Source organism: Ancylobacter sp. (assembly GCF_965229075.1).
GTDB lineage: Bacteria > Pseudomonadota > Alphaproteobacteria > Rhizobiales > Xanthobacteraceae > Ancylobacter.
This window is the reverse complement of sequence record NZ_CBDDIO010000001.1, coordinates 1,024,435-1,050,867: the sequence shown is the minus strand read 5'-3', so window position 1 is coordinate 1,050,867 and position 26,433 is coordinate 1,024,435. Positions and strand designations below refer to the sequence as shown.

General features: G+C 67.5%; 29 protein-coding genes and 3 tRNA genes. 9 read left to right on the top strand and 23 right to left on the bottom strand.

Translation table 11 applies throughout. The features are described 5' to 3' along the window. Positions 1–2: 2 nt before the first annotated feature. From ACO07Z_RS05205 to rpoZ, 5 genes are all read right to left on the bottom strand, one after another. On the bottom strand, positions 3–779 hold the full coding sequence (locus tag ACO07Z_RS05205; protein ID WP_421697701.1) for a pyridoxine 5'-phosphate synthase: 777 nt from the start codon (positions 777–779) through the stop codon (positions 3–5). Next, positions 776–1,369, bottom strand: a complete 594-nt coding sequence (gene pyrE, locus ACO07Z_RS05200) for an orotate phosphoribosyltransferase (RefSeq protein ID WP_421697700.1) — start codon at positions 1,367–1,369, stop codon at positions 776–778. Before pyrE ends, ACO07Z_RS05205 begins: the two co-directional genes overlap by 4 nt. A gap of 77 nt (positions 1,370–1,446) precedes the next feature. Further along, on the bottom strand, positions 1,447–1,635 hold the full coding sequence (locus ACO07Z_RS05195) for a CsbD family protein (RefSeq protein WP_244376718.1): 189 nt from the start codon (positions 1,633–1,635) through the stop codon (positions 1,447–1,449). A gap of 67 nt (positions 1,636–1,702) precedes the next feature. After that, a complete protein-coding gene (locus tag ACO07Z_RS05190) occupies positions 1,703–3,904 on the bottom strand; it encodes a RelA/SpoT family protein (protein ID WP_421697699.1) in 2,202 nt (733 codons plus the stop codon). Between the two features lie 168 nt (positions 3,905–4,072). After that, a complete protein-coding gene (gene rpoZ, locus ACO07Z_RS05185; RefSeq protein WP_244376720.1) occupies positions 4,073–4,459 on the bottom strand; it encodes a DNA-directed RNA polymerase subunit omega in 387 nt (128 codons plus the stop codon). A 245-nt stretch (positions 4,460–4,704) separates the two neighbouring features. On the opposite strand from rpoZ, the gene ACO07Z_RS05180 reads away from it, so the two are divergent. Then, on the top strand, positions 4,705–5,322 hold the full coding sequence (locus ACO07Z_RS05180) for an NYN domain-containing protein (protein ID WP_421697698.1): 618 nt from the start codon (positions 4,705–4,707) through the stop codon (positions 5,320–5,322). A gap of 5 nt (positions 5,323–5,327) precedes the next feature. Beyond that, a complete protein-coding gene (locus ACO07Z_RS05175) occupies positions 5,328–5,999 on the top strand; it encodes a uracil-DNA glycosylase (RefSeq protein WP_421697697.1) in 672 nt (223 codons plus the stop codon). Between the two features lie 4 nt (positions 6,000–6,003). Here ACO07Z_RS05175 and epmA read toward each other — a convergent pair whose 3' ends face one another. Continuing rightward, complete coding sequence (epmA, locus tag ACO07Z_RS05170) at positions 6,004–7,047, bottom strand: EF-P lysine aminoacylase EpmA (protein ID WP_421697696.1); 1,044 nt, start codon at positions 7,045–7,047, stop codon at positions 6,004–6,006. A 131-nt stretch (positions 7,048–7,178) separates the two neighbouring features. On the opposite strand from epmA, the gene efp reads away from it, so the two are divergent. Next, positions 7,179–7,748, top strand: a complete 570-nt coding sequence (gene efp, locus ACO07Z_RS05165; RefSeq protein ID WP_421697695.1) for an elongation factor P — start codon at positions 7,179–7,181, stop codon at positions 7,746–7,748. Between the two features lie 74 nt (positions 7,749–7,822). Here efp and smpB read toward each other — a convergent pair whose 3' ends face one another. Further along, positions 7,823–8,296 carry an SsrA-binding protein SmpB gene (gene smpB, locus ACO07Z_RS05160; RefSeq protein ID WP_244376725.1) on the bottom strand — a complete coding sequence of 158 codons (474 nt, stop codon included), beginning with the start codon at positions 8,294–8,296 and terminating at the stop codon, positions 7,823–7,825. Positions 8,297–8,335: 39 nt separating this feature from the next. Then, positions 8,336–9,226 (bottom strand): 4-hydroxy-tetrahydrodipicolinate synthase, encoded by an 891-nt coding sequence (dapA, locus tag ACO07Z_RS05155; RefSeq protein ID WP_421697694.1) that lies wholly within the window; start codon positions 9,224–9,226, stop codon positions 8,336–8,338. A gap of 335 nt (positions 9,227–9,561) precedes the next feature. On the opposite strand from dapA, the gene ACO07Z_RS05150 reads away from it, so the two are divergent. Next, complete coding sequence (locus ACO07Z_RS05150) at positions 9,562–11,775, top strand: transglycosylase SLT domain-containing protein (protein ID WP_421697693.1); 2,214 nt, start codon at positions 9,562–9,564, stop codon at positions 11,773–11,775. 126 nt (positions 11,776–11,901) lie between these two features. On the opposite strand, the gene ACO07Z_RS05145 is transcribed toward ACO07Z_RS05150, so the two are convergent. The 7 genes from ACO07Z_RS05145 to ACO07Z_RS05115 form a co-directional block, all read right to left on the bottom strand. Further along, the gene (locus tag ACO07Z_RS05145) at positions 11,902–12,039 is read right to left on the bottom strand and encodes a hypothetical protein (RefSeq protein WP_421697692.1); all 138 of its coding nucleotides are present in this window, start codon (positions 12,037–12,039) and stop codon (positions 11,902–11,904) included. Positions 12,040–12,042: 3 nt separating this feature from the next. Continuing rightward, positions 12,043–14,157: a flagellar motor protein MotB gene (locus tag ACO07Z_RS05140; RefSeq protein WP_421697691.1), complete on the bottom strand. Its 2,115-nt coding sequence runs from the start codon at positions 14,155–14,157 to the stop codon at positions 12,043–12,045. A 102-nt stretch (positions 14,158–14,259) separates the two neighbouring features. Then, a complete protein-coding gene (locus tag ACO07Z_RS05135; RefSeq protein ID WP_421697690.1) occupies positions 14,260–15,519 on the bottom strand; it encodes an aminopeptidase in 1,260 nt (419 codons plus the stop codon). A 134-nt stretch (positions 15,520–15,653) separates the two neighbouring features. Continuing rightward, positions 15,654–15,932, bottom strand: a complete 279-nt coding sequence (locus ACO07Z_RS05130; RefSeq protein WP_421697689.1) for a hypothetical protein — start codon at positions 15,930–15,932, stop codon at positions 15,654–15,656. Positions 15,933–16,097: 165 nt separating this feature from the next. After that, positions 16,098–16,682: a nucleoside 2-deoxyribosyltransferase gene (locus tag ACO07Z_RS05125; protein ID WP_421697688.1), complete on the bottom strand. Its 585-nt coding sequence runs from the start codon at positions 16,680–16,682 to the stop codon at positions 16,098–16,100. A 48-nt stretch (positions 16,683–16,730) separates the two neighbouring features. Beyond that, positions 16,731–16,807, bottom strand: a tRNA-Arg gene (locus ACO07Z_RS05120). A 24-nt stretch (positions 16,808–16,831) separates the two neighbouring features. Beyond that, positions 16,832–17,137, bottom strand: coding sequence for an ETC complex I subunit (locus ACO07Z_RS05115; protein ID WP_421697687.1), 306 nt, complete (start codon positions 17,135–17,137; stop codon positions 16,832–16,834). Between the two features lie 410 nt (positions 17,138–17,547). Here ACO07Z_RS05115 and rpsU point away from each other — a divergent pair, with 410 nt between their 5' ends. The 3 genes from rpsU to ACO07Z_RS05100 all read left to right on the top strand — a co-directional run bounded on the left by rpsU (position 17,548) and on the right by ACO07Z_RS05100 (position 18,329). Beyond that, positions 17,548–17,829, top strand: coding sequence for a 30S ribosomal protein S21 (gene rpsU / locus ACO07Z_RS05110; protein ID WP_421697686.1), 282 nt, complete (start codon positions 17,548–17,550; stop codon positions 17,827–17,829). Positions 17,830–17,874: 45 nt separating this feature from the next. After that, positions 17,875–18,129 carry a hypothetical protein gene (locus ACO07Z_RS05105; RefSeq protein ID WP_421697685.1) on the top strand — a complete coding sequence of 85 codons (255 nt, stop codon included), beginning with the start codon at positions 17,875–17,877 and terminating at the stop codon, positions 18,127–18,129. 123 nt (positions 18,130–18,252) lie between these two features. Further along, positions 18,253–18,329: transfer RNA gene (locus ACO07Z_RS05100), tRNA-Pro, on the top strand. A 10-nt stretch (positions 18,330–18,339) separates the two neighbouring features. On the opposite strand, the gene ACO07Z_RS05095 is transcribed toward ACO07Z_RS05100, so the two are convergent. The 5 genes from ACO07Z_RS05095 to ACO07Z_RS05075 form a co-directional block, all read right to left on the bottom strand. After that, positions 18,340–18,900 (bottom strand): hypothetical protein, encoded by a 561-nt coding sequence (locus ACO07Z_RS05095; protein ID WP_421697684.1) that lies wholly within the window; start codon positions 18,898–18,900, stop codon positions 18,340–18,342. Continuing rightward, positions 18,813–19,613, bottom strand: coding sequence for a hypothetical protein (locus ACO07Z_RS05090; protein ID WP_421697683.1), 801 nt, complete (start codon positions 19,611–19,613; stop codon positions 18,813–18,815). Before ACO07Z_RS05090 ends, ACO07Z_RS05095 begins: the two co-directional genes overlap by 88 nt. A 397-nt stretch (positions 19,614–20,010) precedes the next feature. Next, on the bottom strand, positions 20,011–20,508 hold the full coding sequence (locus ACO07Z_RS05085) for a DUF192 domain-containing protein (RefSeq protein WP_421697682.1): 498 nt from the start codon (positions 20,506–20,508) through the stop codon (positions 20,011–20,013). A 26-nt stretch (positions 20,509–20,534) separates the two neighbouring features. Continuing rightward, the gene (locus ACO07Z_RS05080; RefSeq protein WP_421697681.1) at positions 20,535–21,137 is read right to left on the bottom strand and encodes a cold-shock protein; all 603 of its coding nucleotides are present in this window, start codon (positions 21,135–21,137) and stop codon (positions 20,535–20,537) included. Between the two features lie 124 nt (positions 21,138–21,261). After that, positions 21,262–22,029 (bottom strand): SIR2 family NAD-dependent protein deacylase, encoded by a 768-nt coding sequence (locus tag ACO07Z_RS05075; protein WP_421697680.1) that lies wholly within the window; start codon positions 22,027–22,029, stop codon positions 21,262–21,264. A 55-nt stretch (positions 22,030–22,084) separates the two neighbouring features. Here ACO07Z_RS05075 and ACO07Z_RS05070 point away from each other — a divergent pair, with 55 nt between their 5' ends. Both ACO07Z_RS05070 and ACO07Z_RS05065 read left to right on the top strand, forming a co-directional pair. After that, entirely contained in the window at positions 22,085–22,507 is a 423-nt protein-coding gene (locus ACO07Z_RS05070; protein WP_421697679.1) for a VOC family protein, read from the top strand. A 237-nt stretch (positions 22,508–22,744) separates the two neighbouring features. Beyond that, a tRNA-Glu gene (locus tag ACO07Z_RS05065) sits at positions 22,745–22,819 on the top strand. Between the two features lie 137 nt (positions 22,820–22,956). Here ACO07Z_RS05065 and ACO07Z_RS05060 read toward each other — a convergent pair. Genes ACO07Z_RS05060 through ACO07Z_RS05050 form a run of 3 tightly spaced genes read right to left on the bottom strand, consistent with a single transcriptional unit; the run spans position 22,957 to position 26,431 of the window. Further along, entirely contained in the window at positions 22,957–24,546 is a 1,590-nt protein-coding gene (locus ACO07Z_RS05060; protein ID WP_421697678.1) for a gamma-glutamyltransferase family protein, read from the bottom strand. A 12-nt stretch (positions 24,547–24,558) separates the two neighbouring features. Then, positions 24,559–25,884: a TRAP transporter large permease gene (locus tag ACO07Z_RS05055; RefSeq protein WP_421697677.1), complete on the bottom strand. Its 1,326-nt coding sequence runs from the start codon at positions 25,882–25,884 to the stop codon at positions 24,559–24,561. Then, a complete protein-coding gene (locus ACO07Z_RS05050) occupies positions 25,874–26,431 on the bottom strand; it encodes a TRAP transporter small permease subunit (RefSeq protein ID WP_421697676.1) in 558 nt (185 codons plus the stop codon). The genes ACO07Z_RS05055 and ACO07Z_RS05050 overlap by 11 nt, the downstream gene beginning before the upstream one ends. Positions 26,432–26,433: the final 2 nt, after the last annotated feature.

The window sequence follows — 26,433 nt, the reverse complement described above, 5'->3', positions numbered from 1 at the left end:
CCTCACGCCGCTTGCGGCGCCCCGATACGGGCCCGCCCGCGCGCCATCGCCGTGCGCATCTGGCGCACCGCGCCTTCCAACCCGATGAAGATGGATTCGCCGATGAGGAAATGACCGATATTGAGTTCGCGGATCGGCTCGATGGCCGCCATCACTTCCGCCGTGGCGAAGTCGAGCCCGTGCCCGGCATGGATTTCCAGCCCCAGCGCGCTGCCCTGCCCCGCGGCCGCGATCAGCCGCGCCAGTTCGGCCTCTGCTTTGTCGGCCGCACCGGCGGCAAGGAATTCGCACCACGCCCCGGTGTGAAGCTCGATCACCGCCGCGCCGATATCGGCGGCGCGGGCGATCTGCTCGGCATCCGGGGCCACGAACAGCGAGACGCGAATGCCGGCCGCGCCGAGCTTTTCCACCTTGTGGGCGAGATCGATGCCGCCGCCGATGACGTCGAGGCCGCCTTCGGTGGTGCGCTCCTCGCGCCGCTCCGGGACCAGGCAGGCGGCATGCGGGCGCTGTTCCAGCGCGATCGCGACCATCTCGTCGGTCGCCGCCATCTCGAAATTCAGCGGCACCGTCAGCTGCTCGCGCAGGCGACGCATGTCGCTGTCGCGAATATGGCGACGGTCCTCGCGCAGATGCGCGGTGATGCCGTCGGCCCCGGCAGCGCAGGCCAGCTGAGCGGCGCGCACGGGGTCAGGCAGGTCGCCGCCCCGCGCATTGCGGATGGTGGCGACGTGGTCGACATTCACGCCGAGGCGGATGGGGGGAACGAGGGGGATCACGCCTTCACCCCCTGAATGCCGCGCGAACCCGGCTTCACCGCCGGCAGCGCCGCCAGTTCAGGCGGCAGCGCATCGGCGGGATAGGCGGGAATATCGAGCTTCGCCAGCGCCACCAGCGGGACGCCAAGGTCGGCCTTACCGTTGGAACGGTCGATCAGGCAGGCGGCGCCGACGACATTGGAGGTGTGCTCGGCAATGGCCGCGAGACATTCGCGCGACGACAGGCCGGTGGTGATAATGTCTTCGACCATCAGCACCTTCGCCTCGGGCGGAATGGTGAAACCGCGGCGCAGTTGGAAGGTGCCGCCTTCGCGCTCCACAAACACCGCCATGGCGCCAAGCTGCCGCGCCGTCTCATAGCCGGGCACGATGCCGCCGACAGCGGGCGAGACCACATAATCGATCTTGCCAAACGCGGCTTCGGCCTTGTCCGCCAGCGCCTTGCACAGGCGCGCGGTCCGCACCGGGTCCTGGAAGATGAACATCTTTTGCAAAAAGACCGGGCTGCGCAGGCCGGAGGAGAGAATGAAATGCCCTTCCAGCAGCGCACCCGCCGCACGGAACTCGGCCACCACCTCGTCTTGTGTCATCGCGAAAGCCCGGAGCAGGTTACGGAATGGGTGGCGTGATAGCCCATAAGGCTCGTCACGTCACCCGTCCGTCACGCTCAGGCGCGGGCGACCGCACCCTCGCGTCCCGCGCGGCTGCGGGCTTTGGCACAGGCAAGCGCGGCTTCGCCCGCGAGTTGCTCGACACGGGCGCTGGCGACGCGGTGCGCATCGCCGGCAAGCCGCCCCCAGAACGCCTTGGCGGCACCCGACACGATACGGACATTGGCCTGAATCTGTTCGGTCATCGGTGTCTCCTGCAATGGCGTCATGGGACTGCCGAGGAAACGCCGATCAGGGTTAACAGTTCCTTTATCAGCCGTTCACGCGTTCGACACTCGACACGACAGGGCGGGCGCGCAGATCGCTGAGAATGCCGTTGAGATGACGCAGGTCGTAGACGCCGATGTCGATCACCATCCGGGTGAAATCGGCCGAGCGCGAGGACATGCGCAGATTCTCGATATTGCCGTCGCGTTCGCCGATCACCTGGGCGATCTGCGCCAGCGATCCCGGCTCATTGGTGGCGACGACGACAATCTGCACCGGGAAGCGCTGCGGGTCGTCTTCCTCCACATCCCAGCGCACATCGAGCCAGCGCTCCGGCTCCTCCTCGAAATCCTGCAGCGCGGGCGACTGGATGGGGTAGATGGTGATCCCCTCGCCCGGCGAGAGGATGCCGACGATGCGGTCACCCGGCACGGCGCCACCATTGGGCGCGAAACGCACCGGCAGTTCGCGGTTGATGCCGCGAATGGGAATGGCGGTCTGCGGATCGGGATCGCTCTCGATGCCGGGGATCTTGAATTTGAGGCTCTGCCCCTTCTCCAGCTCGAACCAGCCCTCGCCCTTCAACGCCGCGCGCTCCTCGGGACGCGGGCCGGTCCATTCCGGGTGAACCGCCTTGACCACATCGTCGGAGCGCATCTCCCCTCGCCCGACCGCAGCATAGACATCCTCCAGCGAGGCGCGGGCGAGACGGCCGACCGAGGCGGCGAGCTTTTCCTCGGAAAACACCTTGCCGGCCCGCACAATGGCGCGCTCGACGATCTTCTTGCCGAGCCCGGCATATTGCGCCCGCACGGCGGCGCGGGTGGCGCGGCGGATCGCGGCGCGCGCCTTGCCGGTGACGACGATGGATTCCCACGCCGCCGGCGGCGTCTGCCCGGCGGCGGTGATGATCTCCACCTCGTCGCCATTCTGCAGTTCGGAAACCAGCGGCGAAATCTTGCCATTGATCTTCGCGCCCACCGCCCGGTCGCCGACGCCGGTATGCACGGCGTAGGCGAAGTCGATCGGGGTGGCCCGTCGCGGCAGGGTGATCAGCCGCCCCTTGGGGGTGAAGCAGAACACCTGGTCATGGAACAGTTCGAGCTTGGTGTGCTCCAGGAACTCTTCCGGGCTTGAACCCTCCGCCAGCAACTCGATGGTGCGGCGCAGCCAAGCATAGGCGCTGGATTCGCGCGTCAGCGGGTCCGACCCGCCTGTATCCTTGTAGAGCGCGTGCGCGGCGATGCCGTATTCGGCGATCTCGTGCATCTGCCGGGTGCGGATCTGCAGCTCGACGCGCTGGCGGCCGGGCCCGACGACGGTGGTGTGAATGGAGCGGTAATCGTTCTGCTTCGGCGTCGACACATAGTCCTTGAACCGCCCCGGCACCAGCGGCCACTTCGTGTGAACGACGCCGAGCGCGGCGTAGCACTCCTCCACCGTCTCGACGATGATGCGGAAGCCGTAAATGTCGGACAGCTGCTCGAAGGCGACCGACTTGCGCTCCATCTTCCGCCAGATGGAGTGCGGGCGCTTCTGCCGGCCGGTGACGAGGGCGCCGATGCCCTTCTGGGCGATGGCGTCGGAGAGTTCTCGCTCAATCGCCGCGACGAGCTCGCCATTGCTTTCCTTCAGCGCCTGCAGCCGACCGAGGATCGAATCATAGGCCTCGGGCGAAAGCTGGCGGAAGGAGAGATCCTCCAGCTCCTCGCGCATGTCGTGCATGCCCATCCGCCCTGCGAGCGGCGCATAGATGTCCAGCGTCTCCTGCGCGACGCGGGAGCGTTTCTCCTCCGGCACCCATTTGAGCGTGCGCATATTGTGCAGGCGGTCGGCGAGCTTGACCAGCAGCACCCGCACATCGTCGGCGATGGCGAGCAGCAGCTTGCGCAGGTTCTCCGCCTGCTTCGCCTGCTTGGAGACGAGGTCGAGCTTCTTGATCTTGGTCAGGCCCTCGACCAAGGCGCCGATCTGGTGGCCGAAGATCTTGTCGATCTCGTCGCGGGTGGCGTCGGTATCCTCGATCGTGTCGTGCAGCAGCGCCGCTACGATGGTGGCGTCGTCGAGCTTGAGGTCGGTCAGGATGGCGGCGACTTCGAGCGGGTGCGAAAAATAGGGATCGCCGGAGGCGCGCTTCTGCGTGCCGTGGGCGCGCATCGCATAGACGTAAGCGCGGTCAAGCAGCGCTTCGTCGGTATTGGGATTGTACCGGCGCACGCGCTCGACGAGCTCGTACTGCCGCATCATGACAGGGACTCGCGAGAAGGATCGGCCGGGGTGGCCGCTGAGCTAGATATCATCCGCAAGGCCGGCCAGCGCAAGCCGCATGTCGCGGAAATGGCAGGCAAAACGGAAACGGCCCGGCGCAGGGCCGGGCCGTGACGGTGGGATAAGGGCGATCGCCCGAACGCCGTATCAGCCTTCGTCGTCGTCGCTCGGCTCAGGCGGCACCAGCCCCTGCAGGCCGGCGAGCAGCTCTTCCTCGGTCATGCGGTCGAGCATGACATCGGAATCGTCGCCGCTCGACGACTGGGAGGCGATCATCGGAACGGTCTCGGGCTCCGGCTCGTCCACCTCGGTGAACTTCTGGAGCGAGTGGATCAGTTCCTCGCGCAGATCCTCCGGCGAGACGGTCTCGTCGGCGATCTCGCGCAGGGCGACGACCGGGTTCTTGTCATTGTCACGGTCAACCGTGATCGGCGCGCCGGACGCGATGGCGCGCGCCCGATGGCCGGCAAGAAGGACCAGCTCGAAGCGATTGTCGACCTTGTCGATGCAGTCCTCGACGGTGACGCGAGCCATGCTTCGGCACTCCTGACGGGAAAAGGAAGCCGGGTCCTTAAACCAATCCGGCCGAAGGGGCAAGCGCTCCCGGCCCGCATGCGCCGCCCTGCCCTCACCTTCCCTCGATCAAAATTGGCGGACAAGCGCCACCGTCGTCTCGCCGCCGCCATAAATCGGTTATGTCTATGGAGTGGACGGTTCCCGGCATCGGCGCTTGCCGGCGGGGGTCATCGCACATTTATCAGTCCGGGTATTTTCTCATTATGGTCAACGGCATGGAAAAGATCGCCCTCTTCATTGACGGGGCAAATCTGTACTCCGCCACCAAGTCTCTCGGTTTCGATATCGACTACAAGCGGCTTTTGAAGGAGTTTCAGGGGCGCGGCTATGTTCTGCGCGCCTTCTATTACACCACGCTCGTCGAAGACACGGAATATTCCTCGATCCGTCCGCTGCTCGACTGGCTCGACTATAATGGCTACTCGGTCGTCACCAAGCCGGCGCGGGAATTCACCGACAGCCAGGGTCGGCGCCGGGTGCGCGGCAATATGGATATCGAGCTGGCGGTCGCCGCCATGGAGCTCGCCGACCATGTCGACCATATCGTCCTGTTCTCCGGCGATGGCGATTTCCGCTCGCTGGTGGAGGCGGTTCAGCGCAAGGGCGTGCGGGTGACGGTGGTGTCCAGCATCCATACCCAGCCGCCGATGATCGCCGACGAGTTGCGCCGTCAGGCCGACGTGTTCCTCGATCTCGTGGACCTGCAGGCCAAGGTTGGCCGCGACCCGGCGGACCGTTCCGGCCGCATGCAGGAGACGCCGCGCTTTCTGGAACGCCGCGCGCCCGCGCCCGCCCCGGATGACGACGCAGCGGACTCCTGACGCCTATGGGCGCCGTTCTCGACGCTTCACCGGTAGTGGCGGCGCCGGAGCCGCCGCGCGACTGCCCGCTCTGCCCGCGCCTCGTCGCCTTTCGCGACCATTGGCGCGCGCAGGAGCCCGGCTGGCACAACGCTCCGGTGCCCTCCTTCGGGCCGGAGGATGGGCGCCTGCTCATTGTCGGCCTGGCGCCGGGGCTGCGTGGGGCCAACCGTACGGGCCGCCCGTTCACCGGCGATTATGCCGGCGAGTTGCTCTACTCGACGCTGATCAAGTTCGGCTTCGCCACCGGCAGGTTCGAGGCCCGGCCGGACGATTCGCTGAGATTGGTGGATGCGCGGCTCACCAATGCCGTGCGTTGCGTGCCGCCGGAGAACAAGCCGACCACGGACGAGATCCGCACCTGCCGCCCCTTCTTCTCTGCCACCATCGGGCTGCTGCCGAGCCTCAGTGCCATCGTCGCTCTGGGCAAGATCGCCCATGACCAGGTGCTGGCGGCGCATGGCGAGCGCTTGTCGCACCACAAATTCGCCCATGGCGCCGTGCACCGGCTGGGCGATCTCGTGCTCTTCGACAGCTATCACTGCTCCCGCTACAATACGAACACTGGCGTGCTGACGACGGAGATGTTCCACGCCGTCTTCGCCAAGGTGCGGGCGCATATCGACACGCTGGGCTGAGCGGTCAGGGCGCGACTGGCGCCCACAGCACGTCCTCGACCCGCCGCGCGCCGGAGGCCAGCATCGCCAGCCGGTCGAAGCCGAGCGCGATGCCCGAGGCTTCCGGCATCTGCGCGAGAGCGGCGAGGAAATCCTCGTCGATCGGATAGCGCTCGCCGTAAAGTCGTTCCTTCTCATCCATCCACTGGACGAAGCGGCGCCGCTGTTCGGCGGCATCGGTGAGTTCGCCGAAGGCGTTGGCGAGTTCGACCGCAGAGACATAAAGCTCGAAGCGCTCCGCGACGCGCGGGTCGGCCGGCTTCGGCCGCGCCAGCGCGGCTTCCGAAATCGGGTACTCGCAGAGGATGGTCGGCCGGCCGACGCCGAGATGCGGCTCGATCTTCTCGACCATGACGCGGGTGAAGACATCCGCCCATGTGTCGTCCGCCGCGACGCGGATGCCCGACTCCCGCACCGCATGCCAGAGAGCGTCGCGGTCATTCGCATCCACCCCCACCGTCGCCATGAGGTCGATGCCGGCGAACCGGTCGAACGCCTCCGCAACGGTTAGCCGTTCCGGCTCGTGGGTAACGTCGCAGGCTTTGCCGCCGTAATGGAAAGCGTCGGCCCCGGCGGTCTCCGCCGCCAGTGCTAGCAGCGCGGCGCAATCGGCCATAAGCGCCTCATAGGTCTCCCGGGCGCGGTACCATTCCAGCATCGTGAACTCGGGATGGTGCAGCGCTGTGCGCTCGCCATTGCGGAAAACGCGGGCGAAGGTGAACAGCCGCGCCTCGCCCGCCGCCAGCAGCTTCTTGGCGGTAAATTCGGGTGAGGTGTGGAGATAGCGCGGCGTGCGCTCCCCATCCGGGCGCTCCAGCTCGGTGGCGAAGGCCTTGAGATGCGTCTCGTTTCCGGGCGACACCTGCAGGATCGGCGTCTCCACCTCGATGAAGTCCCGCGCCGCGAAAAAGTCGCGCAGCGCCGCCTGAAGCCGCTGGCGGGCGATGAGGAAGGGGCGCCGGTCGGCATGGCGCGCGGGATACCACCAGGGGGAAGCGGCAACGGACATGACGGCTCTCCGGCGCGCGGATGCGCCTGCGGCGGGGTTGGCGGAAGACGGGCGCGCTTGTATAGGAGGCCCCAACGGAATCCCAGCGGTGCCCCGCGCGAGGCGGCGCACCCAACAGCCAGAGGACCGCAATGGTCAAGGTCATCGCCAGCACGCTGCGCAAGGGCAACGTGGTCGACATCGACGGCAAGCTCTATGTCGTGCTCACCGCCGACAACATCCACCCCGGCAAGGGCACCCCGGTGACCCAGCTCGACATGCGCCGCATCTCCGACGGCACCAAAGTCTCCGAGCGCTATCGCACCACCGAGCAGGTGGAGCGTGCGCTCGTCGAGGACCGGCCCTACACCTTCCTCTATTCGGACGGTGAAGGCTTCCACTTCATGAACCCGGAGAACTACGACCAGATCGCGGTGTCGCCGGATGTGATCGGCGAGCAGGCCGCCTATCTGAGCGACGGCATGCAGGTGCATCTCTCGGTGCATGAGGGCGTTGCCATCGCCATCGAACTGCCCCAGCGCATGGTGCTCGAAGTCGTGGAAACCGAGCCGGCGATGAAGGGCCAGACGGCGTCCTCCTCCTACAAGCCCGCCATTCTTTCCAACGGCGTGCGCTCGGCCGTGCCTCCGCACATCGCGGTCGGCACCCGCATTGTCGTCATGACCGCCGACGGCTCCTATGTCGAGCGCGCCAAGGACTGAGCGGCCCGACAGAGCGAATCAAAAAGCCCGGCCAAGCGCCGGGCTTTTCTTTTGTTTATGAGCGGGAGCGGGTGTCAGCCCCGGTCGCGCAGAAGGCGCTGCTTGTCGCGGGCCCAGTCCTTCGCCTTCAGTGCCTCGCGCTTGTCGTGCGCCTTGCGGCCGCGGGCGATGGCGATCTCCACCTTGGCCCGGCCCTGCTCGTTGAAATAGATGCGCAGCGGCACCACGGTCATGCCCTCGCGCTCCACCGCCTGCCAGATCTTGGCGATTTGGCGCTTGTGCAGCAGCAATTTGCGCGGCCGGCGCGGCTCGTGGTTGAAGCGGTTCGCCTGCAGATATTCCGGGATGAAGGTGTTGTAGATGATCGCCTCGCCGGTCTTGGCGGAGACATAGCTCTCCGCCACCGTGGCGCGGCCGCCGCGCAGGCTCTTCACCTCGGTGCCCGACAGCGCAATGCCCGCCTCGAACACCTCGCCGATCTCATAGTCGAAACGCGCTCGCCGGTTGTCGGCGACGACCTTGCGTTGTTCTGTCTTTTTCTCAGCCATCGCTTTGCTCCGAACCGGAGCGCGCGCCCCGATCTGACGTCAGTTGAGGATTCCGGCGTGGCGCATCGCCGCGAGCACGGTTTCCTTGGTCTTCTCGGTGACCGGCACCATGGGAAGGCGCGCCTCATCGACGATCTTGCCGAGAACGCTCAACGCATATTTGGTGGGGCTCGGGTTGGTTTCAACGAACAGCGCCTGGAACAGCGGGAACAGCCGGTCCTGCAACTCCAGCGCCTTGGTGTAGTCGCCGGCGATGCAGGCCTCGATCAGCTGGGCGCAGAGCTTGGGAGCGACGTTGGACGCCACCGAGATGCAGCCATCGCCGCCATGCGCCATGAAGGCAAGCGCCGTGGCGTCTTCGCCCGACAGCTGGTTGAAGCCGGGGCCGATCGCCTGGCGCTGCTGGCTGACGCGGGCGAGATTGGCCGTCGCGTCCTTCACGCCGACAATGTTCTTCAGCTCGGCCAGCCGCGCCATCGTCTCCACCGACATGTCGACCACCGACCGGCCGGGAATGTTGTAGATGTAGATCGGCAGGCCGATGGCGTCGTTGATGGCCTTGTAGTGCTGATACAGGCCTTCCTGGCCGGGCTTGTTGTAATAGGGCGTCACCACCAGCACCGCGTCCGCCCCGGCCTTCTCGGCGTGGCGCGCGAGGTCGATCGCCTCGATGGTGTTGTTGGAGCCGGCGCCGGCAATCACCGGCACCCGGCCCGCCGCCTGGGCGACGGTCCATTCGACCACGGACTTGTGTTCGTCGTGGGAGACGGTCGGGCTCTCGCCGGTCGTGCCGACCGGCACGAGGCCGTGGATGCCTTCCTCGATCTGCCAGTCGACGAGGTCGCGGAACGCTTTCTCGTCCACGGCGCCGTCGCGGAACGGCGTCACAAGCGCCGTAAAGGATCCACGGAAGGGCAGCGGGTGGGACATGGAGCGCTCCTGAAGCTCGATCTTTCTTGTCGCGCAGCATGCCCTTGGCACAATGCGGCGAGGGGGCATCAGATATCGCGTCGACGCGGCCGAAGGAAGGGCATTGTTGGCACTTCGCGTGGCAAAGCCCGGCAAACCCCGCCGGGCGCGGGCGCCCTGCCCCCGTTTTGCCGGGTTGCGCGGCTAGATTGCCGCTTGGGCTGCGGAGCGGGCGACATGACGCGCCGGTTGTGGTTAGCGTTTCGTCAATAAGATCGCGCGACAACTGAAGCTGCCCAGCCGACCGGAAACGGCCCGCGCGGGGTCTGTTCCGTCTGTCAGGAGAGTCCGCCGTCATGAACGAGTGCGCGAATGATCATCCGCTTTCGCCGCGTTCCGCGAACGGGACGCGCCGCCGGCCGCGCGGCGCCCTGACTCTTGCCACCGCGCTGCTGCTCGGCTCGGCCGCCTTCCTGCCGTCAGTCGCCGAGGCGACGACGCCGACCCCGGCGCCGAAGCCCGCCAGCGCCAAGGACCAGAAGACGGCGGCGAAGAAGCCCGCGCCGACGCCGGCCGCCAAGCCGAAGATCAACGTCTCTCCGAAGGTCACGACCGCCTCCGCTGCCGGCGGCATGGCGATGGCGGCGGGGGCGGCGAGTTCGTCCCTTGCCGGTGTCACCGGCGACATCAAGACCGCGACCGATCTCATCGACAAGGGCCAGAGCGCGCAGGCGCTCGCCATTGCCGACCAGATGCGCGACCCCGGCGCGCAGGCGCTAGTGCGCTGGCTGGCGCTGCGCGTCACCGCGCGCGATGTCGGCTATGACCGCGCCGTCGCCATCCTGCGCGCCCATCCCACCTTGCCGACACCGATCGTGCTGCGCCGCCGGCTCGAATATCTGCTCTATGTCGAGAACAAGGACCCGCAGACGATTCTCAATTTCTTCGCCGAGCAGGCGCCCTATTCCGGCGAAGGCAAGGTCGCGCTCGCCCGCGCTCTGTTCGCCGCCGGCGACCAGAAGGCCGGCGCGGCCTGGCTACGCAACGCCTGGCAGGAAGACCCGCTCGCCTCCGACACCGAATCGACGGTCATGGTGGAGTTCGGCGGCCTGCTGACCCGCACTGACCACAAATACCGCGCCGACAAGCTGCTCTATAACGAGGATGCCGAGCGCGGCCTGCGCGCCGCCCAGCGGGCAGGCGACGATGTGACGGCGCTGGCGCGGGCGCGCATCGCGCTCTCTACCGGCAAGGGCGACGTGGCGAAGCTGCTCGCCGCCGTGCCGGCCTCGCTGCGCTCCGACCCGGCCTATCTCTACACCCTCGCCAAGATGCAGCGGCGCAATGGCGACCATGCCGCCGCCGCCCGCACCCTTTCCAGCGCGCCGAAGGACCCCGGCCTATTGGTCGATCCCGACGAGTGGTGGGTGGAGCGCCGGCTGGTGGCGCGGGGCCTGCTCGACAAGGGCGATGCCCGCACCGCTTATAAGGTGGCGCGCGAGGCTGCCGTGCCCGAAGACGAGCATATGCGGGCCGACGCGCATTTCACCGCCGGCTGGCTGGCGCTGCGCTACCTCAATGATCCCAAGGCCGCGCTGGCGCATTTTTCCAAGGTGCCGGAGAACCAGACCCACCCGGCGACGGTGTCGCGCGGCTATTACTGGCAGGGCCGCGCCTATGAGGCGCTGGGCTCCACCGCCAATGCCCGCTCGCAATACGCCACGGCCGCGCAATACGGCACCGCCTATTACGGACAGCTGGCGGCATCACGTCTCGGCAACAGCAAGGTAAAGGTAGAATCGGCGCCCGCCGCCAATGCCGCCCAGCGCAACGCCTTCAACCGCGACGAAGGCGTGATGATCTTCCGCCTGCTGGAGAAGCTCGACAAGTCGAACCTCTCCATCGCCCTCGGCTATGACCTCGCCGAACGCCTGCCGGATGCGGCGCAGCTCGGCCTGCTGGCGGAACTTGCCAAGCAGCAGGGCGACGCTCGCGCCGTGACGATGATCGGCAAGGTGGCGCTCAATCGCGGCATTCCGCTGGAGGCGGAAGCCTATCCCACTTTCGGCATTCCCGAGTACCGGCCGATCACCGAGGATGTCGACCGCTCGCTGGTCTACGCCATCGCCCGGCAGGAGAGCATGTTCAACCCCTCCGCCCGGTCGAGCGCCGGGGCCACGGGCCTGATGCAGGTCATGCCGGCCACCGGCGCTACCATCGCCCGGCGCACCGGCACCACGCTCGACCCCAAGCGGCTCGCCGTGCCGGCGGTGAACGTGCAGTTCGGCGCAGCCGAGCTGCGCAGCCTGCTCGACAATTACCAGAACAACTATGTGCTGACCTTCGCCGCCTATAATGCCGGGCGCGGCAATGTGGCGAAGTGGATCGCCGCCTATGGCGACCCGCGCGACCCCTCGGTCGACCCGATCGACTGGGTGGAGCGCATCCCCTTCTCCGAGACTCGCAATTATGTGCAGCGGGTGATGGAGAATGCGCAGGTCTACAAGTCGCGCTTCGGCTCGCGCGCCCCGCTGCAGATCGAGGCGGATCTGCGCGGCTCGCGGCTCTGATCGAGAGGCGGCGCCGGCTTCAGGCTGGCCCGCGCCCGCGCAGCAGGCGGCGCAGCCAGCAGCCGCCGACACAGCCGCCCAGATAGGTCGTGACCATCAGTATCGTCACGTCGATGGCGAAGGGCGTCATGCCGCGTCCTTTCCGGCGTTGGCCGCGTCCGCGCGCCGGCGCGCGGGGCTGCAGCCGCTCCACCAGCCGGTGACAAGGCCAAGGGCGAGGGACGCAGCCAGATAGGGCCAGAGTTCAAACGCCAGAAACAGCATGGCTCACCTCACGATCAGCTGCACACCGGCCGCAACGGGCGGGACCGCCGCGTCCGGGCTCTGCGCGGCGAGCGAGGGCCGCTCGCCGGTGGTCAGCCGGTCCGGGGCGATGCCGGCGGCGGCAAGATACTGCACCAGCGACTGCGCCCGCGCGGTCGCCGTCGCCGCATCCGTGTCCGGCTGGCGGATGGAAATCTCTATCAGCGCCTCCGGGCAGCGCGCCGCCGCCGCAGCGACCCGGTCGAGCAGGCCGAAGCTCGCAGGCTCGATGGCGGCATCGCTCGCGGAAAAGGAGATGCTGCCCTTATCCATGAGATGGCTGATCAGGCTTTGGCACGCTGCCGCATCCAGCGGCGGCGCCGGCGGCGCGACACTGAGCACGACATCCAGCGTGAAGCCGGAGGGCAGCCCCGCCGCCAGATTGGCGCGGACCGAGGCGACCGCCTCGGGGTAGAGCACCGTGCCCGTCACCTTCAACTGGGCGTCGTCAAAGCGCACCTCGCCGCTGTCGAGCCGCGAGAGCTGGCGCATTGCCGTCATCACCGCCGCCGTGAAGCCCTGCGGCGCGCCTTGGGCGATTGCCGACACGTCGTTCAGCCGGTCGCCGAGGAACTGGATCTTGGCCGCTTCCACCAGGCGCTCATGCTCGCTGGGTGACGGGAAGAAACCCGACAGGGTAAGCCCGTCCGCGTCCTTGCGCAGGCTGAATACATAGGGCGAGACGACCGGCGGCCGCACATCGCTGCGCAGGGTGAAGCCCTTTGGCGGCGACTGTTCCAGCGCCGCCCGCACCGTGAGGAACGCCGCCGCGTCGAGCGCCTCGCCGGAAATGGCGAGCGTCGTGCCATGGCCGCGCACTGAGCCCTGCCGCAGCCGCGACAGCTGGTCGATGCCGAAGCTGGTCGCCGCCACCCAGGCCTCGCCGGGCGGACCGCCCATGGCGATGCGCATCTCGTCGCTGACGGGCACGCCGGGGAAATCGCCGCGCACCGCGTCGAACACCAGCCGCTTGGCTTCCTCGGACGGCGCGAAGCCGGTCAGTCGCAGGCCGTTCGCCGTGCGCTGCACGCCCCACACGAAGGGATCGACGCGCGGCGGCTCAACCGCGAAACGGGTGAGCGTATAGCCCTCGGGGAGGTTGCGCCGCGCTGCCGACATGGCGTCATAGGCGGCGAAGTCCGGCGCGGTGCCCTCGATGGCGATGGTGGTGCCCGAGAGCGTCACCGTGCCGTTGGGCAGGCGCCCCAGCTGAGCGAGGGCGAAGGCGGCGGCCTTGAGCCAGCCTTCGGTCGGCGGTGCGCCGTCGGCAAGGCGCAGCCGGTCGGAAATCGCCGCACCCGGCATGGCCCCGCGCACGAGATCGAGCAATGCGCGCCGTGCATCGCCGAGCGGAATGTAACCGGAGAGGGTCACGTCACCGTCGCGCTCGCGCGCCGCCGACCAGATGAAGGGCGAGACGATGGGCGGCAGCACGGCGAAGCGCGCCAGCTCGAAATCCTTCGGCAGCTCGCTGCGCACGGTGACTTCCAGCGCGTCATAGCTGGCGAAGTCCGGTGCCCGCCCCTCAATGGAAAAGGCATTGTCGGAAAGGGTGATGCGGCCCGCCGGCATCTTGGCGAGCTGCTCGATGCCGAAGGCCACGACGCCAATAAAGTCGCCGGCCGGCACGCCGCGCGCCCGCACCAGTTCCTTCTCGCCCGTCACCACCACGCCCGGCGCCATGGCAGCGGCGGCCTCGGCAATGCGCCGGCGGGCGTAGGAGGAGGGCACATAGCCTTCGAGATGCAGCTTGCTGCCGTCGCGTATGGCACTGAAGGTGAAGGGACGGCGCTCCGGCAGCAGCGTCGTGCGATCCTCCACCACGCGCACGCCCGAGAGGCGGGCAAGCTCATAGCGGACCTTGATCCGTGCTTCCTCGGAGAGCGCCTCACCTTCGAGCAGCGCGTTGCGGCCCTCGAACCGCGCATGAGCCCAGGATTCGCCGATGACCGACAGCAGCGTCTCCGCCCGCTCCGTCAGGTCCTCCTCCACCGGCGCCCGCGCGAACGTAACGGCGAGCGCCACCAGCACGGCAAGGGCGGGAAGCCCTTTCCACCAGGCGCGCCAACGACACATCATAGTCTCCCCCGTCCGGCAACCGGAATCGGCCGGCCACCAGGCCGGGGGACTTGACCATAGTTCCACGACATCAGGAAGCGGCCCCCTCCTGCCGGCGTCTTGTTACACCCACTCGCCCGCGCGCATCACCGGCTCGGCGGCGCCGGAGGCGGTGATGCCGTCGACATCGACCTCGCCGGAACCGATCATCCAGTCGATATGGATGAGGCTCGCATTGGCGCCGCGCGCCGCCAGCTCGTCGGGCGTCAGATTGGCGCCGTTGATGAAGCACTTGGAATAGGACTGGCCAAGCGCGATGTGGCTGGCGGCGTTCTCGTCATAGAGCGTGTTATAGAACAGCAGCCCGCTCTTGGAGATCGGCGAGGAATGCGGCACCAGCGCCACCTCGCCCAGCCGGCGGGCCCCCTCGTCGGTGTCGAGCACCTTGTTCAGCACGTCGGCGCCGGTGCGGGCGCGGGCCTCGACGATCCGCCCGCCCTCAAAGCGCACGGCAATGTCCTGGATTAGCGTGCCCTGGTAGGACAGCGGCTTGGTGCTGGCGACATAGCCGTCCACCCGGCCCTTGTGCGGCGTGGTGAAGACTTCCTCGGTCGGGATGTTGGCGTTGCAGACGATGCCGTTCTTCGCCTGCGAGGCGCCGCCCGCCCATTCATGTTCATCGGCCAAGCCGACGGTGAGGTCCGTGCCGGGCCCCCGGAAGCGCAGGGCGGCGTAGCGCTGGCCGTTGAGCCGCGCGGTGCGCGCCTGCAGTTCCGCGTTGTGTGCCGTCCACGCCGCCACCGGATCGGGCGCGTCGACGCGCGAGGCGGCGAAAATGGCGTGCCAGAGCTTCGCCACCGCGATGTCCTCAGGGTCGTCGGGGAACATCGCCTTGGCCCAGGCCGGCGAGGCATAGGAGACGATGGTCCAGTTGATGTCGAAATTGGCGATATGGGAGAGGGCCGGCATATAAGCCTTCGACCGCGCGCGGTTGGCGCGCGACACCTTGTCCGGGTCTTCATTGGCCAGCAGCGAGGGATTCTCGCCGGAAATGGCGAGCCGCGCCGCGCCGGCGCCGAAGGCCTTCGCCATGCCCTCATAGAGCCAGGCCGAGGCAGCGTCGAAACTGTCGTCGGGCGCGTTGCGGAAGCGCATCAGCGTCGCCTCCTCGTCGCTGAACAGCGTGGTGACGAGGCTGGCCCCGGCCTTGTAGGCGTGCTCGGTGATTCGGCGGACCAGCGGCAGCGCGTCGAGCGAGGCTGTCATCACCAGTTCCTGCCCGGGCTGCAGGCCAAGCCCGACATGGACGGCGACGGCGCCCAGCCGATCGAGCCGTTCCTCATGCGAGAGGAGTTCCGTTGGGGTGGCGGCGTGTTTGGTCATGCTGGTCTCCGAAAGGCGCGGGTGGCCCGGCGCCATTGAAGAAAGCCGCGACACCGCCCGTCAAGCCGCATCGGCTTACAAACGAAAGCGGGCGAGCCCATGGCTCGCCCGTTCCGTGACTATTTGCAGGGGGATCAGCGCTCGCTGCGATCGTTCACCCGCTCCTGATTGATGATGGCCTGATCGCCGCGCATGTACCACGGATCGGCATAAGAGGGCTCGTAGCCATAGGACGGGCCAAGCGGCGCGCGCACCGGCGCGTTGTAGACGGGCTCGCCATAATAGCGCTCGCCCACATAGGCGTTGCGCCCTTCATAGACCTGGCCGCGATAATTCGGGTCGGCGAAGGCGGTGCCGGCCGCGCCGGCGGCGAGAATGCCCAGAGTAGCAGAGGCAAGAAGCAGCTTGCGCATGATGTTATCTCCGTCGTCTGCAGGCTTTTGCTTCTAGACCGGAACGTGAATTCCGATCCGTTCGGGCTGACAACGGCGACGCAGCGAAAAAGGTTCCGTTCACGACTTTGCGCGCAGGCAAACGCCCAAGACAACAGAGGGCGAATGCATGCCGCCCGCCCCGTGCTACCACCCGATCAAACGGTTGGCGACGGTGCCGGCGAGCAGGGCGGCGGCCAGGCTGACGGCGAGGGCGACCGCGACGGCGCGGCGCGTGCGCCGCTGCAGATCGCGATTGCGCACGGTGAAGCCAAGCGCCGCGACGGCTTCGGCGATCGCATCTTCGGCGCTGGAACCGACGGCGCGGCCATCGGGCACGATCATCAGATTTTCAGTCTTGCCCCAGTCCTCGACCAGAAACCCCTCCCCGTCCCGCCCATCGGCACCGGGCGGGTGGCGTTCCCTTAGCGGACGGGGATCGGCGGACCAGAGGAACACCGGCGTGCCGCGCGCCTCGGCATAGCCGATCTCGAACGCCGTGCCCGGGTCCATATGCGTGCCGCGAAACGGGGTAATGTCGGCGATCACGGCATCCGCCGCGTCGAGCATCTCCAGGCAGGCGCGGCGAATGTCGACGCCGTCGGCGTGCAGCGGAAAAAGCCCTTCGGCACCCGCCGCGGCGCAAAGCGCCAGAAGCCGCTCCCCTTGTTCGGCGGCATCCGCACGGAACACGTCCGGTCCGGCGAGATAAAGACGAAGAAGCCGGGGCATGGGAAACTCGGGAGAGGCGCGCCGCGGGGACAGCGCGCGCTGCGAGGATGGCGACCGCGGCTGGGCTCGAACCAGCGACCTGCCGCTTAGAAGGCGGCTGCTCTATCCAGCTGAGCTACGCGGCCCACTCGCTCCCGCCGGGCTCGTGGTCAGTGGGTCCACTGGCCGACGCGGCGGAAGCTGAAATTGTCGGAATAGGCCATACGGCGGCGGGCCGGCTCCTGCGGCTCCTGCAGCTGGTAGGCAATGCCGTGGCGCTCGGCATAGGCGACTGCCTCTTCCTTGGTGTCGAAACGCAGGCGCACCTGACTCTTCATGTCGCCGGAGCTGGTATAGCCCATCAGCGGCTCCACCAGACGGGGCTGTTCCGGCTCATAATCGAGCACCCAGAGCTTGGTCCGGGCGTTGCCGGACTGCATGGCGGTCCGGGTCGGCTTGTAGATGCGTGCGACCATTTCCCTCGCTCCCTTGCCGCGACCGCCGCTCCGCCGTTCCGGCTCGTGGCGGGCCCGCGCCTTGCTCGCCCTGATTAAGGCGCTCCAAACGTTCTGGCAATGGCCGCCCGCGGGCTTCCCCCATCCGCGGGCGACCTTCGGGTCTGGCACGCGGAGGTCAAGCATCCGGCAGGATGGTGGTACCTCGCCATCGCATAGCATTCGCCAGCGCGCGGACAGCACATCGGGATCGTCGGTACAGCATTCCACCTTGTGCCCACGCCCTCCGCTGGCGTGCTGCGCGGGCGTTGCCTCGCGTCAAAAACGTAACCAGCCCTGACTTTTGCTGTCCGTCGTCCTATATAGGAGGAGCGTCGTCGTTCGCGGCGGCGATTTTTACCATTCGACCAGACCATAGGATTGGACAGGATTTGCAGGTTCTCGTACGCGATAACAATGTCGACCAAGCTTTGAAGGTTCTGAAGCGCAAGATGCAGCGCGAGGGTATTTTCCGCGAGATGCGCGCACGCCGTGCTTATGAGAAGCCCTCCGAGCGCCGCAACCGCGAGGCGGGCGAAGCCGTTCGCCGGGCCCGCAAGGTGGCGCGCAAGCAGGCCGTGCGCGAGGGGTTGATCGCCGCGCCGAAGAAGAAACCCTCGACCCGCCAGGCCCCCGCCCGCGCACCCGCTGCCCCGGCGCCGGCTGCCGATTAGCGGCGCGTGCCGTCCTTCGCCTCTCGACGTTGAAAGGAAACGACCATGAGCCATCCGCTCCCCGCCTCCGCCCACCCCGCCGCCGATGAGCCGGTGGCCCGCCCGGCCATGACCCGGATGGAAAGCAAGGCCGAGGCGATTTCGCGCGCGGCGATGGAAACGATCCAGCAGGAAGTCGCCCGGCGTGAGGCCAAGACGGCCCAACTCCGGGCGGCGCGTCTGGCGAAGGAAGCCAGCGAGCGCGCGGCCGTCGCTGCGAAGCCGGCACCCGTCAAGCGCAAGGCAACGTCGGCGCGCTGAGGCGGGACCGGCAGCTAACCGCGCCGCGCCATCTTGCCGAACGGGACCCTTCTGTGCCATCTGACAGCGGCCCGGCCTTCCGGGCTGCAAAGAAGGGTCCCGTCCGGCGGGAACACACCTTGTCGGGGCATAGCGCAGCCCGGTAGCGCGGAAGTTTTGGGTACTTCAGGTCGCAGGTTCGAATCCTGCTGCCCCGACCAGACCACCCTGTCAGCGAGGTGACGCCCCCCCGCCAGTGGTCGCTTCGCCGCCGTTTGCACCCGTGACATTTTCGGCCGCCGCGCCATAGCGCGACATCACGCTCGCTACTGCCTCCGCCCATAACGCGGCACGGTTGAGCGGATTCGGCGCCGTGGCGACCTTCTTCTGGCCGAAAGCCGATGCCGCGACGCCCGCACCTTCCACGATGCGGCGGCAGATCGGGCGGTCATAGCCTTCCATACCCGTCGCATAGGGAGCCATGGCCCTGCTGCGCGACAGCCGCGCGATCGAATGCGGGTAGAAGGCTCCGATACATGGCAGAGGAACATGGGCGAAGCCGACCCGCAGACGGAACTCACCCATGCTTTTGCCGAAGAGCGTCCGCACCGGGAGGCCGGAGGGAACATTCGACTCCCTCTCCCAGATGCGGTCCCCCCACGCGCCGGTGAAAGGCATGGTATTTCCGAGGTGCGGCTCGAAGTTCAGGAAGGCGATATCGTCGCCGTGGCCGGCGGTGGCGACGAACTCCCGCGCCTTCGCCCGCAGTTCGCCCTCATAAGCGAAGCGCAATCTGGGGATATGGCTCCCGGCGGCGTAGCCGAGTTCCCGGACATGCATCCCAGCGCCTGCGCGATGTTGGTGCCGCAATCGTCGCCGCCGGCCACCTCCACCCGCATAGTCAACGCTTCCCGGCAGCCCCGCTCCGCTGCGAGCGCCGCCACCGTGGGCGAATCATAGCCGCACGAAACCGTGACGACCGGCGCCAGCGGCCCGCGTCGCAATGGCGATTCCGCGTTCTCCCGCAGCGCGGCAACGGCATCGCCGAGCATGCGGCGGTAGGAAACGAAGTCGCGGTAACGTTGCCCGGTATAGCGCTGGGTGATGACGATCTGGCCGGCGGCCGAGACGGTGAAATTATTGTGCCACAATCGCAGCAGCACGAAATCGCTGCTGGAGGCAATCACCGGGTTGCCCCAGGCCGCGCCCAGCCGGGTGGTCGCATGGGTGTTAGCGACCGCCTCCGCTTCCACGACGGCGAAAAAGGGGTGTTCGGGCACGATGCCGGCGTCGGTCAGGCAGAAGCACAACGAGTTGGATATGTGATCCACCCCGCTGCGATTGTCCCGCAGCAGATAGATCGCTTCCAGAAGTTGCTTGGGCGGCAGGAACAGCGGAACGGCGCCGAACAGGACACCGGAACCGAAATGGCTGGCCTGCTCCAGCCCCCCGATATCGCCGAACGCACCTGTCCACACGCCCTCGAACAGGCCGCCATCGAACACTTCGACCCCCTGCCCGACGCTGAAGGCGAAACGCCCACCCTCGCGGGGGCACAGCCAGGCGAGCGGCGGAAGCTCCTGCCGCCGCGTCACCTCATTGGTCGGCGCCGAGGCTTGGCCCGCGACGGTGAGGGCGGCGAGACTTTCATTCTGCCGCGCGCGAAGGTGCGCCGGTCGGCCGCGAGCGAGGGCAGTCGCAGGTCGCTGAGATATTGGCGCGCCGTGCCACGGAGCCGGGCAACACCGGGAAACCGCGACAGCACGTATCTTCGGACGTTTCTGGCCAGCCCCCCCTCTCTGCAACCCCTACCCGCAAAGGTTGCTACCACATAAGGCGTCAGGACGGAATGGTATTCGGATAGGCGCGAAAATGCACTCCGAGGCGTCGCCGGCCGCCCGGTTAGCGCTCGCGGAACAGCCGGTACTCGATGCGGTCGCCGACGGCGATCCCCTTGGCGCGCACCGTGCCGGCGGGCAGTTCCAGCACCGCCCGCACCGGCGGGCCGGACGAGATGGTCTCGGTGGACAGCGGCACCGTGTCGGTGGCGATGCTCGCGATCCGCCCGTCGGAGCGGATGAACAGCATGTCGAGCGGGATATAGGTGTTCTTCATCCACATATAGATCGGCTGCTCGACGCCGAAATCGAACAGCATCCCCGCATCGGGTGCCAGCTCGGTCCGGTACATCAGCCCCTTGGAACGTTCGGCCGGCGTCACCGCCAGTTCGATATTCACCGCGAACGGCCCGGCTTTTGTGAGGATGTTGAGCTTTTCCGCCGCCGCGCCGGCCGGCAGGAGGTTCGCCACAAGCAAGGCGGCGAGGGCGAGAACCGGTGCCAGCCCACGGAAGGACCGGCCCGTGAGGGCAAAGGCGTAGCTTATGCGGGCGATGGTCATGCGTAAACGACGCCGGGGCGCCTTCCCTAGTGAGACGACGGGGTGGCGGCACCATCGGGCCGCACTTCGGCGGCCATAAGGCCTTTCGGCCCCGGCCCGAAGCGCACCAGCACCATCTGCCCGGGCCGCAGCTCGGCGAGGCCGTGGCGGCGCAGCGTCTCCATATGCACGAAAATGTCCTCCGTGCCCTCCCCGCGCGACAGGAAGCCGAAGCCGCGCAGACGGTTGAACCATTTCACCCAAGCGCGCTCGAAGCCGCCGACCGGCTGCACCGTCACATGGGTGCGCGCCTGCGGCAGCTGCGAGTGATGCACGGCGGTGGTCTCGTCCATGGAAAGCACGCGCAGCGCCTGGAAGCCGCGTTCACGCGCCACGACCTCGCACACCACGCGCGCGCCTTCCTGCGCCGTATTGAAACCGCCGCGCCGCAGGCAGGTGACATGCAGCATCACGTCGCCGCTGCCATCGTCCGGGACGACGAAGCCATAGCCCTTGGACAGGTCGAACCATTTGATGGCACCGGCGATGAGAAGGACCTTGCTCTCCTGGCCCTCGCCCGCCCCGGAATTCTCCTCCGGTTGGGCGCGCGAATCCGTTCCCGTGCGCGGCAGAGACCCGTCCGATACCATCGGCTGCCAACCTCCAGGAAAACCCGCTCGCCCCATCCGGCGAAACCCATGATTCCGAGGACGAAGCATAGCACCCGGCGCTGCCACGAAAACACCGAAATCGATTCGCAGCGCGATTCCCGTCTCACCGATGCAACGCGGCATCGCACACCGCGCCGATATCGGCGCGGATCACCAGATCGGCAAGATCGTCGAGGTCGGTCGGCTCGCGGTTGATGATCACCAGCCGGGCGCCGGCGCGCTTGGCCTGTACCGGAAAGCCCGCGGCGGGCCACACCACCAGCGAGGAGCCGAGGACGATGAACACGTCGCAGGCCCCGCTCAGCCGCTTCGCCCGCGCCATGGCCTCCGCCGGCATGGGCTGGCCGAAGGAGATGGTGGCGCTCTTGATCGGCCCGGCGCAGGCCGGGCAGTCGGGCGCCCTCTCGTGCTCCGCCTCGAAGCGCGCGCGCACCCAGCCGAGCTCATAGCGCGCGCCGCAGTCGAGGCAGGTGGCATAGGTGCTGTTTCCGTGCAGTTCCACCAGATGCGTCTCCGGCACGCCGGACGCCTGGTGCAGGCCGTCGATGTTCTGGGTGATGATGCCGCTCAGCCGCCCCTCGGCGAGCCAGTGCGCCAGCGCCCGGTGTCCGCGCCCCGGCCGGGCGCCGGCAAAGGCGACCTCCATGGCGAATCGCCGCCGCCAGGCCTCGGCCCGCATCGCCGCGCTGGCGCGAAAATCCTGGTAGTCGATCGGCCGGTTGTGGGCCCACAGCCCGCCGGGCGAGCGGAAATCGGGAATGCCGCATTCGGTGGAAATTCCGGCGCCGGTAAAGGCGACGCCGGCCTGCATCGACTCCAGCACGGCACGCAGCGCCTCACCCGCCGCCTTGATGTCATCGCCCGCCATCATATGTTGCCTTCACCCGATCCGTGGACATCGCGGCTTCAGCCCTCGAGAGGAATTCATGAAGTACCTTCACACCATGGTGCGCGTCACCGACATCGACGCCTCGCTGGATTTCTACTGCAACAAGCTGGGGCTCACCGAGGTTCGGCGCAAGGAATCGCCGCAGGGGCGCTTCACGCTCATCTTCCTCGCTGCGCCCGGTCAGGAAGGCGTCGCCGAAATCGAGCTGACCTATAATTGGGACCCGGAGACCTATGGCGAAGGGCGCAATTTCGGCCATCTCGCCTTTGAGGTCGACGATATCTACGCCGCCTGCCAGAAGCTGCAGGACGGTGGCGTGAGCATCAACCGCCCGCCGCGCGATGGTCGCATGGCCTTTGTCCGCTCGCCCGACAATATCTCGATCGAATTGCTGCAGAAGGGCGACGCGCTGCCGCCGCTGGAGCCGTGGGCCTCGATGGCAAACACCGGCAAGTGGTGACCGCATGCTGAGCCAGGCGGGCAGGCACCGCCCTGCCCGGCTGACAGCGGCGCAGGGTCGGTTGGCCGCGGCCCAGTTCGACCCCGGCGCCTGCGCGTGGGCGCCGGGGATGCCCGCCCTCACCGGTAGCCCGTGCGCGGCATAGGCGTTTTGCGATTTGACGCGCAGGCCTGTGGATGACGCCGCCGCCCCCATCTTGCGCGCCGCCGCGCGTCACCCTATAAGGCACCCGCCTGCGCGCCCTTCGTCTATCGGTTAGGACGCCACCCTTTCACGGTGGAGAGAGGGGTTCGACTCCCCTAGGGCGCGCCAGCATCGTCGATTGCACTCCCTAGTGCGAACCAGCTGCCGAATGCAGCCGCGACATCGCCTCGTCATCACCGCGGATGTGCCACTGCAAGAATTCGTTGGCATCTTGCTACACGGCGCGGTCATGAGCTTCGGACAGGTCAGAATCCCATCGCAGCTCCGTCACTGCGTGGGTCTCCTGCGCCTTCGAGCGTGGCGTCGGAGCGACGGACGATGGCACCGGCATGGCCCATCATCGCGTCGAAGGCGGGCACCATCTCCACATCGTGCCCAGCAGCCCGGAGGGCCGCGATAAGGTCGGGCGGGAAGCGATCCTCGAGCTTGAGCGTCACGGTCTCCGCCCCCCAGGTGCGGCCGAGCAGCCAGCGCGGAGCGGTGATCGCCGCCTGAAGTTCCTGGCCGAACAGGCCGTAGCGGGAGAACAGCACTCCTTGCGTCTGCGGCTGTCCCTCGCCGCCCATCGTGCCATAGACCATGTGGCGGCCATCCTTGAAGCTGGCCATGGCCGGGTTCAGCGTGTGGAACGGCTTGCGGCCGGGCGCCAGCACGCGCGGACCGTCGCCCGTAAGGGCGAAGCTTGAGCCGCGATTCTGCCAAACGATGCCGGTCTGCGGCAGCACGACGCCGGACCCGAACTCGAAATAGATGCTTTGGATGAAGCTGGCGGCGAGGCCGTTGCCGTCGATGGCGCCGAGCCACACCGTATCGCCGGCGGAAGGCGGCGCGGGCCAGGGCAGCGCCCGCGCGGGATCGATGCGTCCCGCCAGGCGGTCAAGCACGCCGTCGGCAAGGAAATCGCGCGGGTCCTCTCTCATCGCACCGGGGTCGCCGACCACGCGGTCGCGCACCAGGAAAGCCTGCTTGGTCGCCTCGATGAGCCCGTGCAGATGGGCGAAGCCCTCCGCTTCCCGCACGCCTAGCCGGCTGAAAATCCCGAGGATCATCAGCGAGGCCAGCCCCTGCGTCGGCGGCGGGAAATTGAACAGCCGGACGCCCGGCAGATCGACCTGCAGCGGGGTGACACGCGTGGCATGGCACGCGGCGAGATCATCGAGCGTCACCGGCGCGCCCGCTTCGGCCAGATCCTCGGCGATGTCGCGGGCGAGCGGGCCGCGATAGAAGCTCTCCGGGCCCTCGCGGCCGAGCCGCTCCAGCGTCTGTGCCAGGGCCGGCAGCGTCATCGTCGCGCCGGTGGCCGGGGCGGCACCATCCATCAGATACACGTCGGCAAAGCCCGAGACATCCGCGAGCTCCGGCAGCTTGGCGGCGGTGAGCTCGCTCTGGCTGGCGGTCACGGCGAAGCCGTTGCGGGCGTGCCAGACCGCGTCTTCCAGAAGGCGGGCGAACGGCAGGCGTCCGCCGCGTTCGGTGCTCAACCTCAGCGCCTCGCCCCAGCCCGCAACGGTCCCGGCCGTCGTGTTGGCGGCCAGAGGTCCACGCTGCGGGATCGCCGTCAGACCTGCCTGCGCATAAAGCTCCGGCGTCGCCGCACCGGCGGCGCGGCTGCAGGCGTCGATGCCGACCGGGGTTTCGCCCGGTGCGCCGATGAGCCAGAAGCCATCGCCGCCGATGGCCGTCATATGCGGGTAGACCACCGCCAGCGTGGCCGCCATCGCCACCGTGGCCTCGACGGCATTGCCGCCTTCACGCAGCACGCGCAGTCCCGCCTCGCTCGCCAGATGATGCGGTGAGGTCACCATGCCCCGGCGGGCACGCACCGTGTTCAGCATGTCACGCGTCCTCTACCAGCCGATCGCCTTGGGCAGCCAGGTGGCCACCGCAGGGAAGGTGAAGACGAGGGCGACCGCCATCAACTGCAGGGCGATGAAGGGAAGGACGCCGCGGTAGATGTCGGCCGTGCGCACCTCCGGCGGAGCGACGCCGCGCAGGTAGAACAGCGCCCAGCCGAAGGGCGGTGTGAGGAAGGAGGTCTGCAGCACGGTGGCGATCAGCGCCGCCGCCCAGACGAGGTCCACCCCGGCATTCTGCATCAGCGGCAGGAACATCGGCACGACGATGTAGCTGATCTCGATCCACTCGATGAAGAAGCCGAGCACGAAGATGATGAGCAGCATGAAGATCAGGATGCCGTCCGTTCCACCGGGCACCAGCGCGAAGGCATCATGCACCAGCCGCTCGCCGCCGAGGCCACGGAAAGACAGCGCAAAGACCTGCGAGCAGATCAGCACGAAGAACATCATCGCGGTGATGCGCGCGGTGGATTGCACCGTGTCCACCAGCGTCTTCAGCGTGAAGCGGCCGGCGACTGCCGCGACGAGTATGGAGCCGATGGCGCCCATGCTGGCGGCTTCCGTCGGCGCGGCGATGCCGCCGATGATCGAGCCGAGCACCGCCAACACCAGGCCGATCGGCGGCAGCCCGACCTTGAGCGCCTTCAGCCACAGCTCCTTGCGCGGCATGGCGCGCCGCTCCTCAAGCGGGATGGCCGGCACCTTCTCCGGCCAGACGATGCCGACGACGATCATGTAGATGCAGAAGATGCCGGTGAGCAGCAGCCCGGGCATAAGCGCGGCGGCGAACAGCGTGCCGACCGACTCGCCGAGAATGTCGGCGAGCAGGATCAGGATGGTCGAGGGCGGGATAAGCTGACCGAGCGTGCCCGACGCGCAGATCGCCCCACAGGACAGGCTCTTATCGTAGCCCCGCCGCAGTAGGGTCGGCAGCGTGAGCAGGCCGAGCGTGACGATGGTGGCCCCGACGATGCCGGTTGTCGCGCCCATCATCATGCCGACGAGGACGATACCCAGCCCCATGCCGCCGCGCAGGCTGCCGGAGAGATGGCCGATCACTTCCATCAGCTCGTCGGCAAGCCGCGATTTCTCCAGCATCACGCCCATGAACACGAAGAGCGGGATGGCGATCAGCGTGTAGTTGGCGGTGACGCCGTAGATACGCGCCGGCAGCAGGCTGAACAGCGTGGTGCCGAAGCCGAGCCAGCCGAAAAAGAAGCCGCTGATCGCGAGCGTCAGCGCAACCGGCACGCCGACGAACAGCATGACGAAGAAGGAGGCGATGCAGGCGATCGCCAGAATTTCATTATAGGGCATTGGCGGAAACCTGCTCCGGCTGCCGCACGGGCGGAACGCGGACCGGGGAAAGAATGGCGGCGAGGGCGCGTGCCGTGGCCGAAAGGCTCTGCAGCAGCAGCAGCGCGAAGCCTGCCGGGATCATCGCCTTCAGGATGAAGCGATAGGGCAAGCCGCCGGGATCGGGAGAGCCCTCCCCCATGCGGTAGGACTGCATCATGTACCGCCAGGAGAGCAGGATAATAATCACTGAGAGCGTTACCACGGCGATGGCCGAGAACAGGTCGATCGCCTGCTGCACACGCACCGGCAGCCGGGCGAACAGAATGTCCACCCGCACATGGCCTTCATGCTTGATGGTGTAGGCGATGCAAAGGAGGGTGAGTGGCGACATCAGGTGCCATTCGAGTTCCTGCATCGCCACGGAGCCAGTGCTGAACGCGTAGCGCATCAGCACATTACCGGCCATGACGAGGACGAGCGCGAGGCCCGTCCACGCCGCTATCCAGCCACAGGCCTCGACGATCACGTCGAGGCCGCGGGCGAATTTTTCGAGCATTGAGGTCATGG

Bases quoted from the DNA above. Each gene is read 5' to 3' on its own strand.
- ACO07Z_RS05130 (WP_421697689.1), bottom strand. From the start codon at position 15,932: ATGCGCAAGCTGCTTCTTGCCTCTGCTACTCTGGGCATTCTCGCCGCC.
- ACO07Z_RS05080 (WP_421697681.1), bottom strand. From the start codon at position 21,137: ATGGTATCGGACGGGTCTCTGCCGCGCACGGGAACGGATTCGCGCGCC.
- ACO07Z_RS05190 (WP_421697699.1), bottom strand. From the start codon at position 3,904: ATGATGCGGCAGTACGAGCTCGTCGAGCGCGTGCGCCGGTACAATCCC.
- pyrE (WP_421697700.1), bottom strand. From the start codon at position 1,369: ATGACACAAGACGAGGTGGTGGCCGAGTTCCGTGCGGCGGGTGCGCTG.
- ACO07Z_RS05085 (WP_421697682.1), bottom strand. From the start codon at position 20,508: ATGACCATCGCCCGCATAAGCTACGCCTTTGCCCTCACGGGCCGGTCC.
- ACO07Z_RS05075 (WP_421697680.1), bottom strand. From the start codon at position 22,029: ATGATGGCGGGCGATGACATCAAGGCGGCGGGTGAGGCGCTGCGTGCC.
- ACO07Z_RS05060 (WP_421697678.1), bottom strand. From the start codon at position 24,546: ATGCTGAACACGGTGCGTGCCCGCCGGGGCATGGTGACCTCACCGCAT.
- epmA (WP_421697696.1), bottom strand. From the start codon at position 7,047: ATGTCCGTTGCCGCTTCCCCCTGGTGGTATCCCGCGCGCCATGCCGAC.
- ACO07Z_RS05105 (WP_421697685.1), top strand. From the start codon at position 17,875: ATGAGCCATCCGCTCCCCGCCTCCGCCCACCCCGCCGCCGATGAGCCG.
- efp (WP_421697695.1), top strand. From the start codon at position 7,179: ATGGTCAAGGTCATCGCCAGCACGCTGCGCAAGGGCAACGTGGTCGAC.
- ACO07Z_RS05070 (WP_421697679.1), top strand. From the start codon at position 22,085: ATGAAGTACCTTCACACCATGGTGCGCGTCACCGACATCGACGCCTCG.
- ACO07Z_RS05150 (WP_421697693.1), top strand. From the start codon at position 9,562: ATGAACGAGTGCGCGAATGATCATCCGCTTTCGCCGCGTTCCGCGAAC.
- ACO07Z_RS05140 (WP_421697691.1), bottom strand. From the start codon at position 14,157: ATGATGTGTCGTTGGCGCGCCTGGTGGAAAGGGCTTCCCGCCCTTGCC.
- ACO07Z_RS05125 (WP_421697688.1), bottom strand. From the start codon at position 16,682: ATGCCCCGGCTTCTTCGTCTTTATCTCGCCGGACCGGACGTGTTCCGT.
- ACO07Z_RS05180 (WP_421697698.1), top strand. From the start codon at position 4,705: ATGGTCAACGGCATGGAAAAGATCGCCCTCTTCATTGACGGGGCAAAT.
- rpoZ (WP_244376720.1), bottom strand. From the start codon at position 4,459: ATGGCTCGCGTCACCGTCGAGGACTGCATCGACAAGGTCGACAATCGC.
- ACO07Z_RS05145 (WP_421697692.1), bottom strand. From the start codon at position 12,039: ATGCTGTTTCTGGCGTTTGAACTCTGGCCCTATCTGGCTGCGTCCCTC.
- ACO07Z_RS05135 (WP_421697690.1), bottom strand. From the start codon at position 15,519: ATGACCAAACACGCCGCCACCCCAACGGAACTCCTCTCGCATGAGGAA.
- ACO07Z_RS05050 (WP_421697676.1), bottom strand. From the start codon at position 26,431: ATGACCTCAATGCTCGAAAAATTCGCCCGCGGCCTCGACGTGATCGTC.
- ACO07Z_RS05115 (WP_421697687.1), bottom strand. From the start codon at position 17,137: ATGGTCGCACGCATCTACAAGCCGACCCGGACCGCCATGCAGTCCGGC.
- dapA (WP_421697694.1), bottom strand. From the start codon at position 9,226: ATGTCCCACCCGCTGCCCTTCCGTGGATCCTTTACGGCGCTTGTGACG.
- ACO07Z_RS05195 (WP_244376718.1), bottom strand. From the start codon at position 1,635: ATGACCGAACAGATTCAGGCCAATGTCCGTATCGTGTCGGGTGCCGCC.
- smpB (WP_244376725.1), bottom strand. From the start codon at position 8,296: ATGGCTGAGAAAAAGACAGAACAACGCAAGGTCGTCGCCGACAACCGG.
- ACO07Z_RS05175 (WP_421697697.1), top strand. From the start codon at position 5,328: ATGGGCGCCGTTCTCGACGCTTCACCGGTAGTGGCGGCGCCGGAGCCG.
- ACO07Z_RS05055 (WP_421697677.1), bottom strand. From the start codon at position 25,884: ATGCCCTATAATGAAATTCTGGCGATCGCCTGCATCGCCTCCTTCTTC.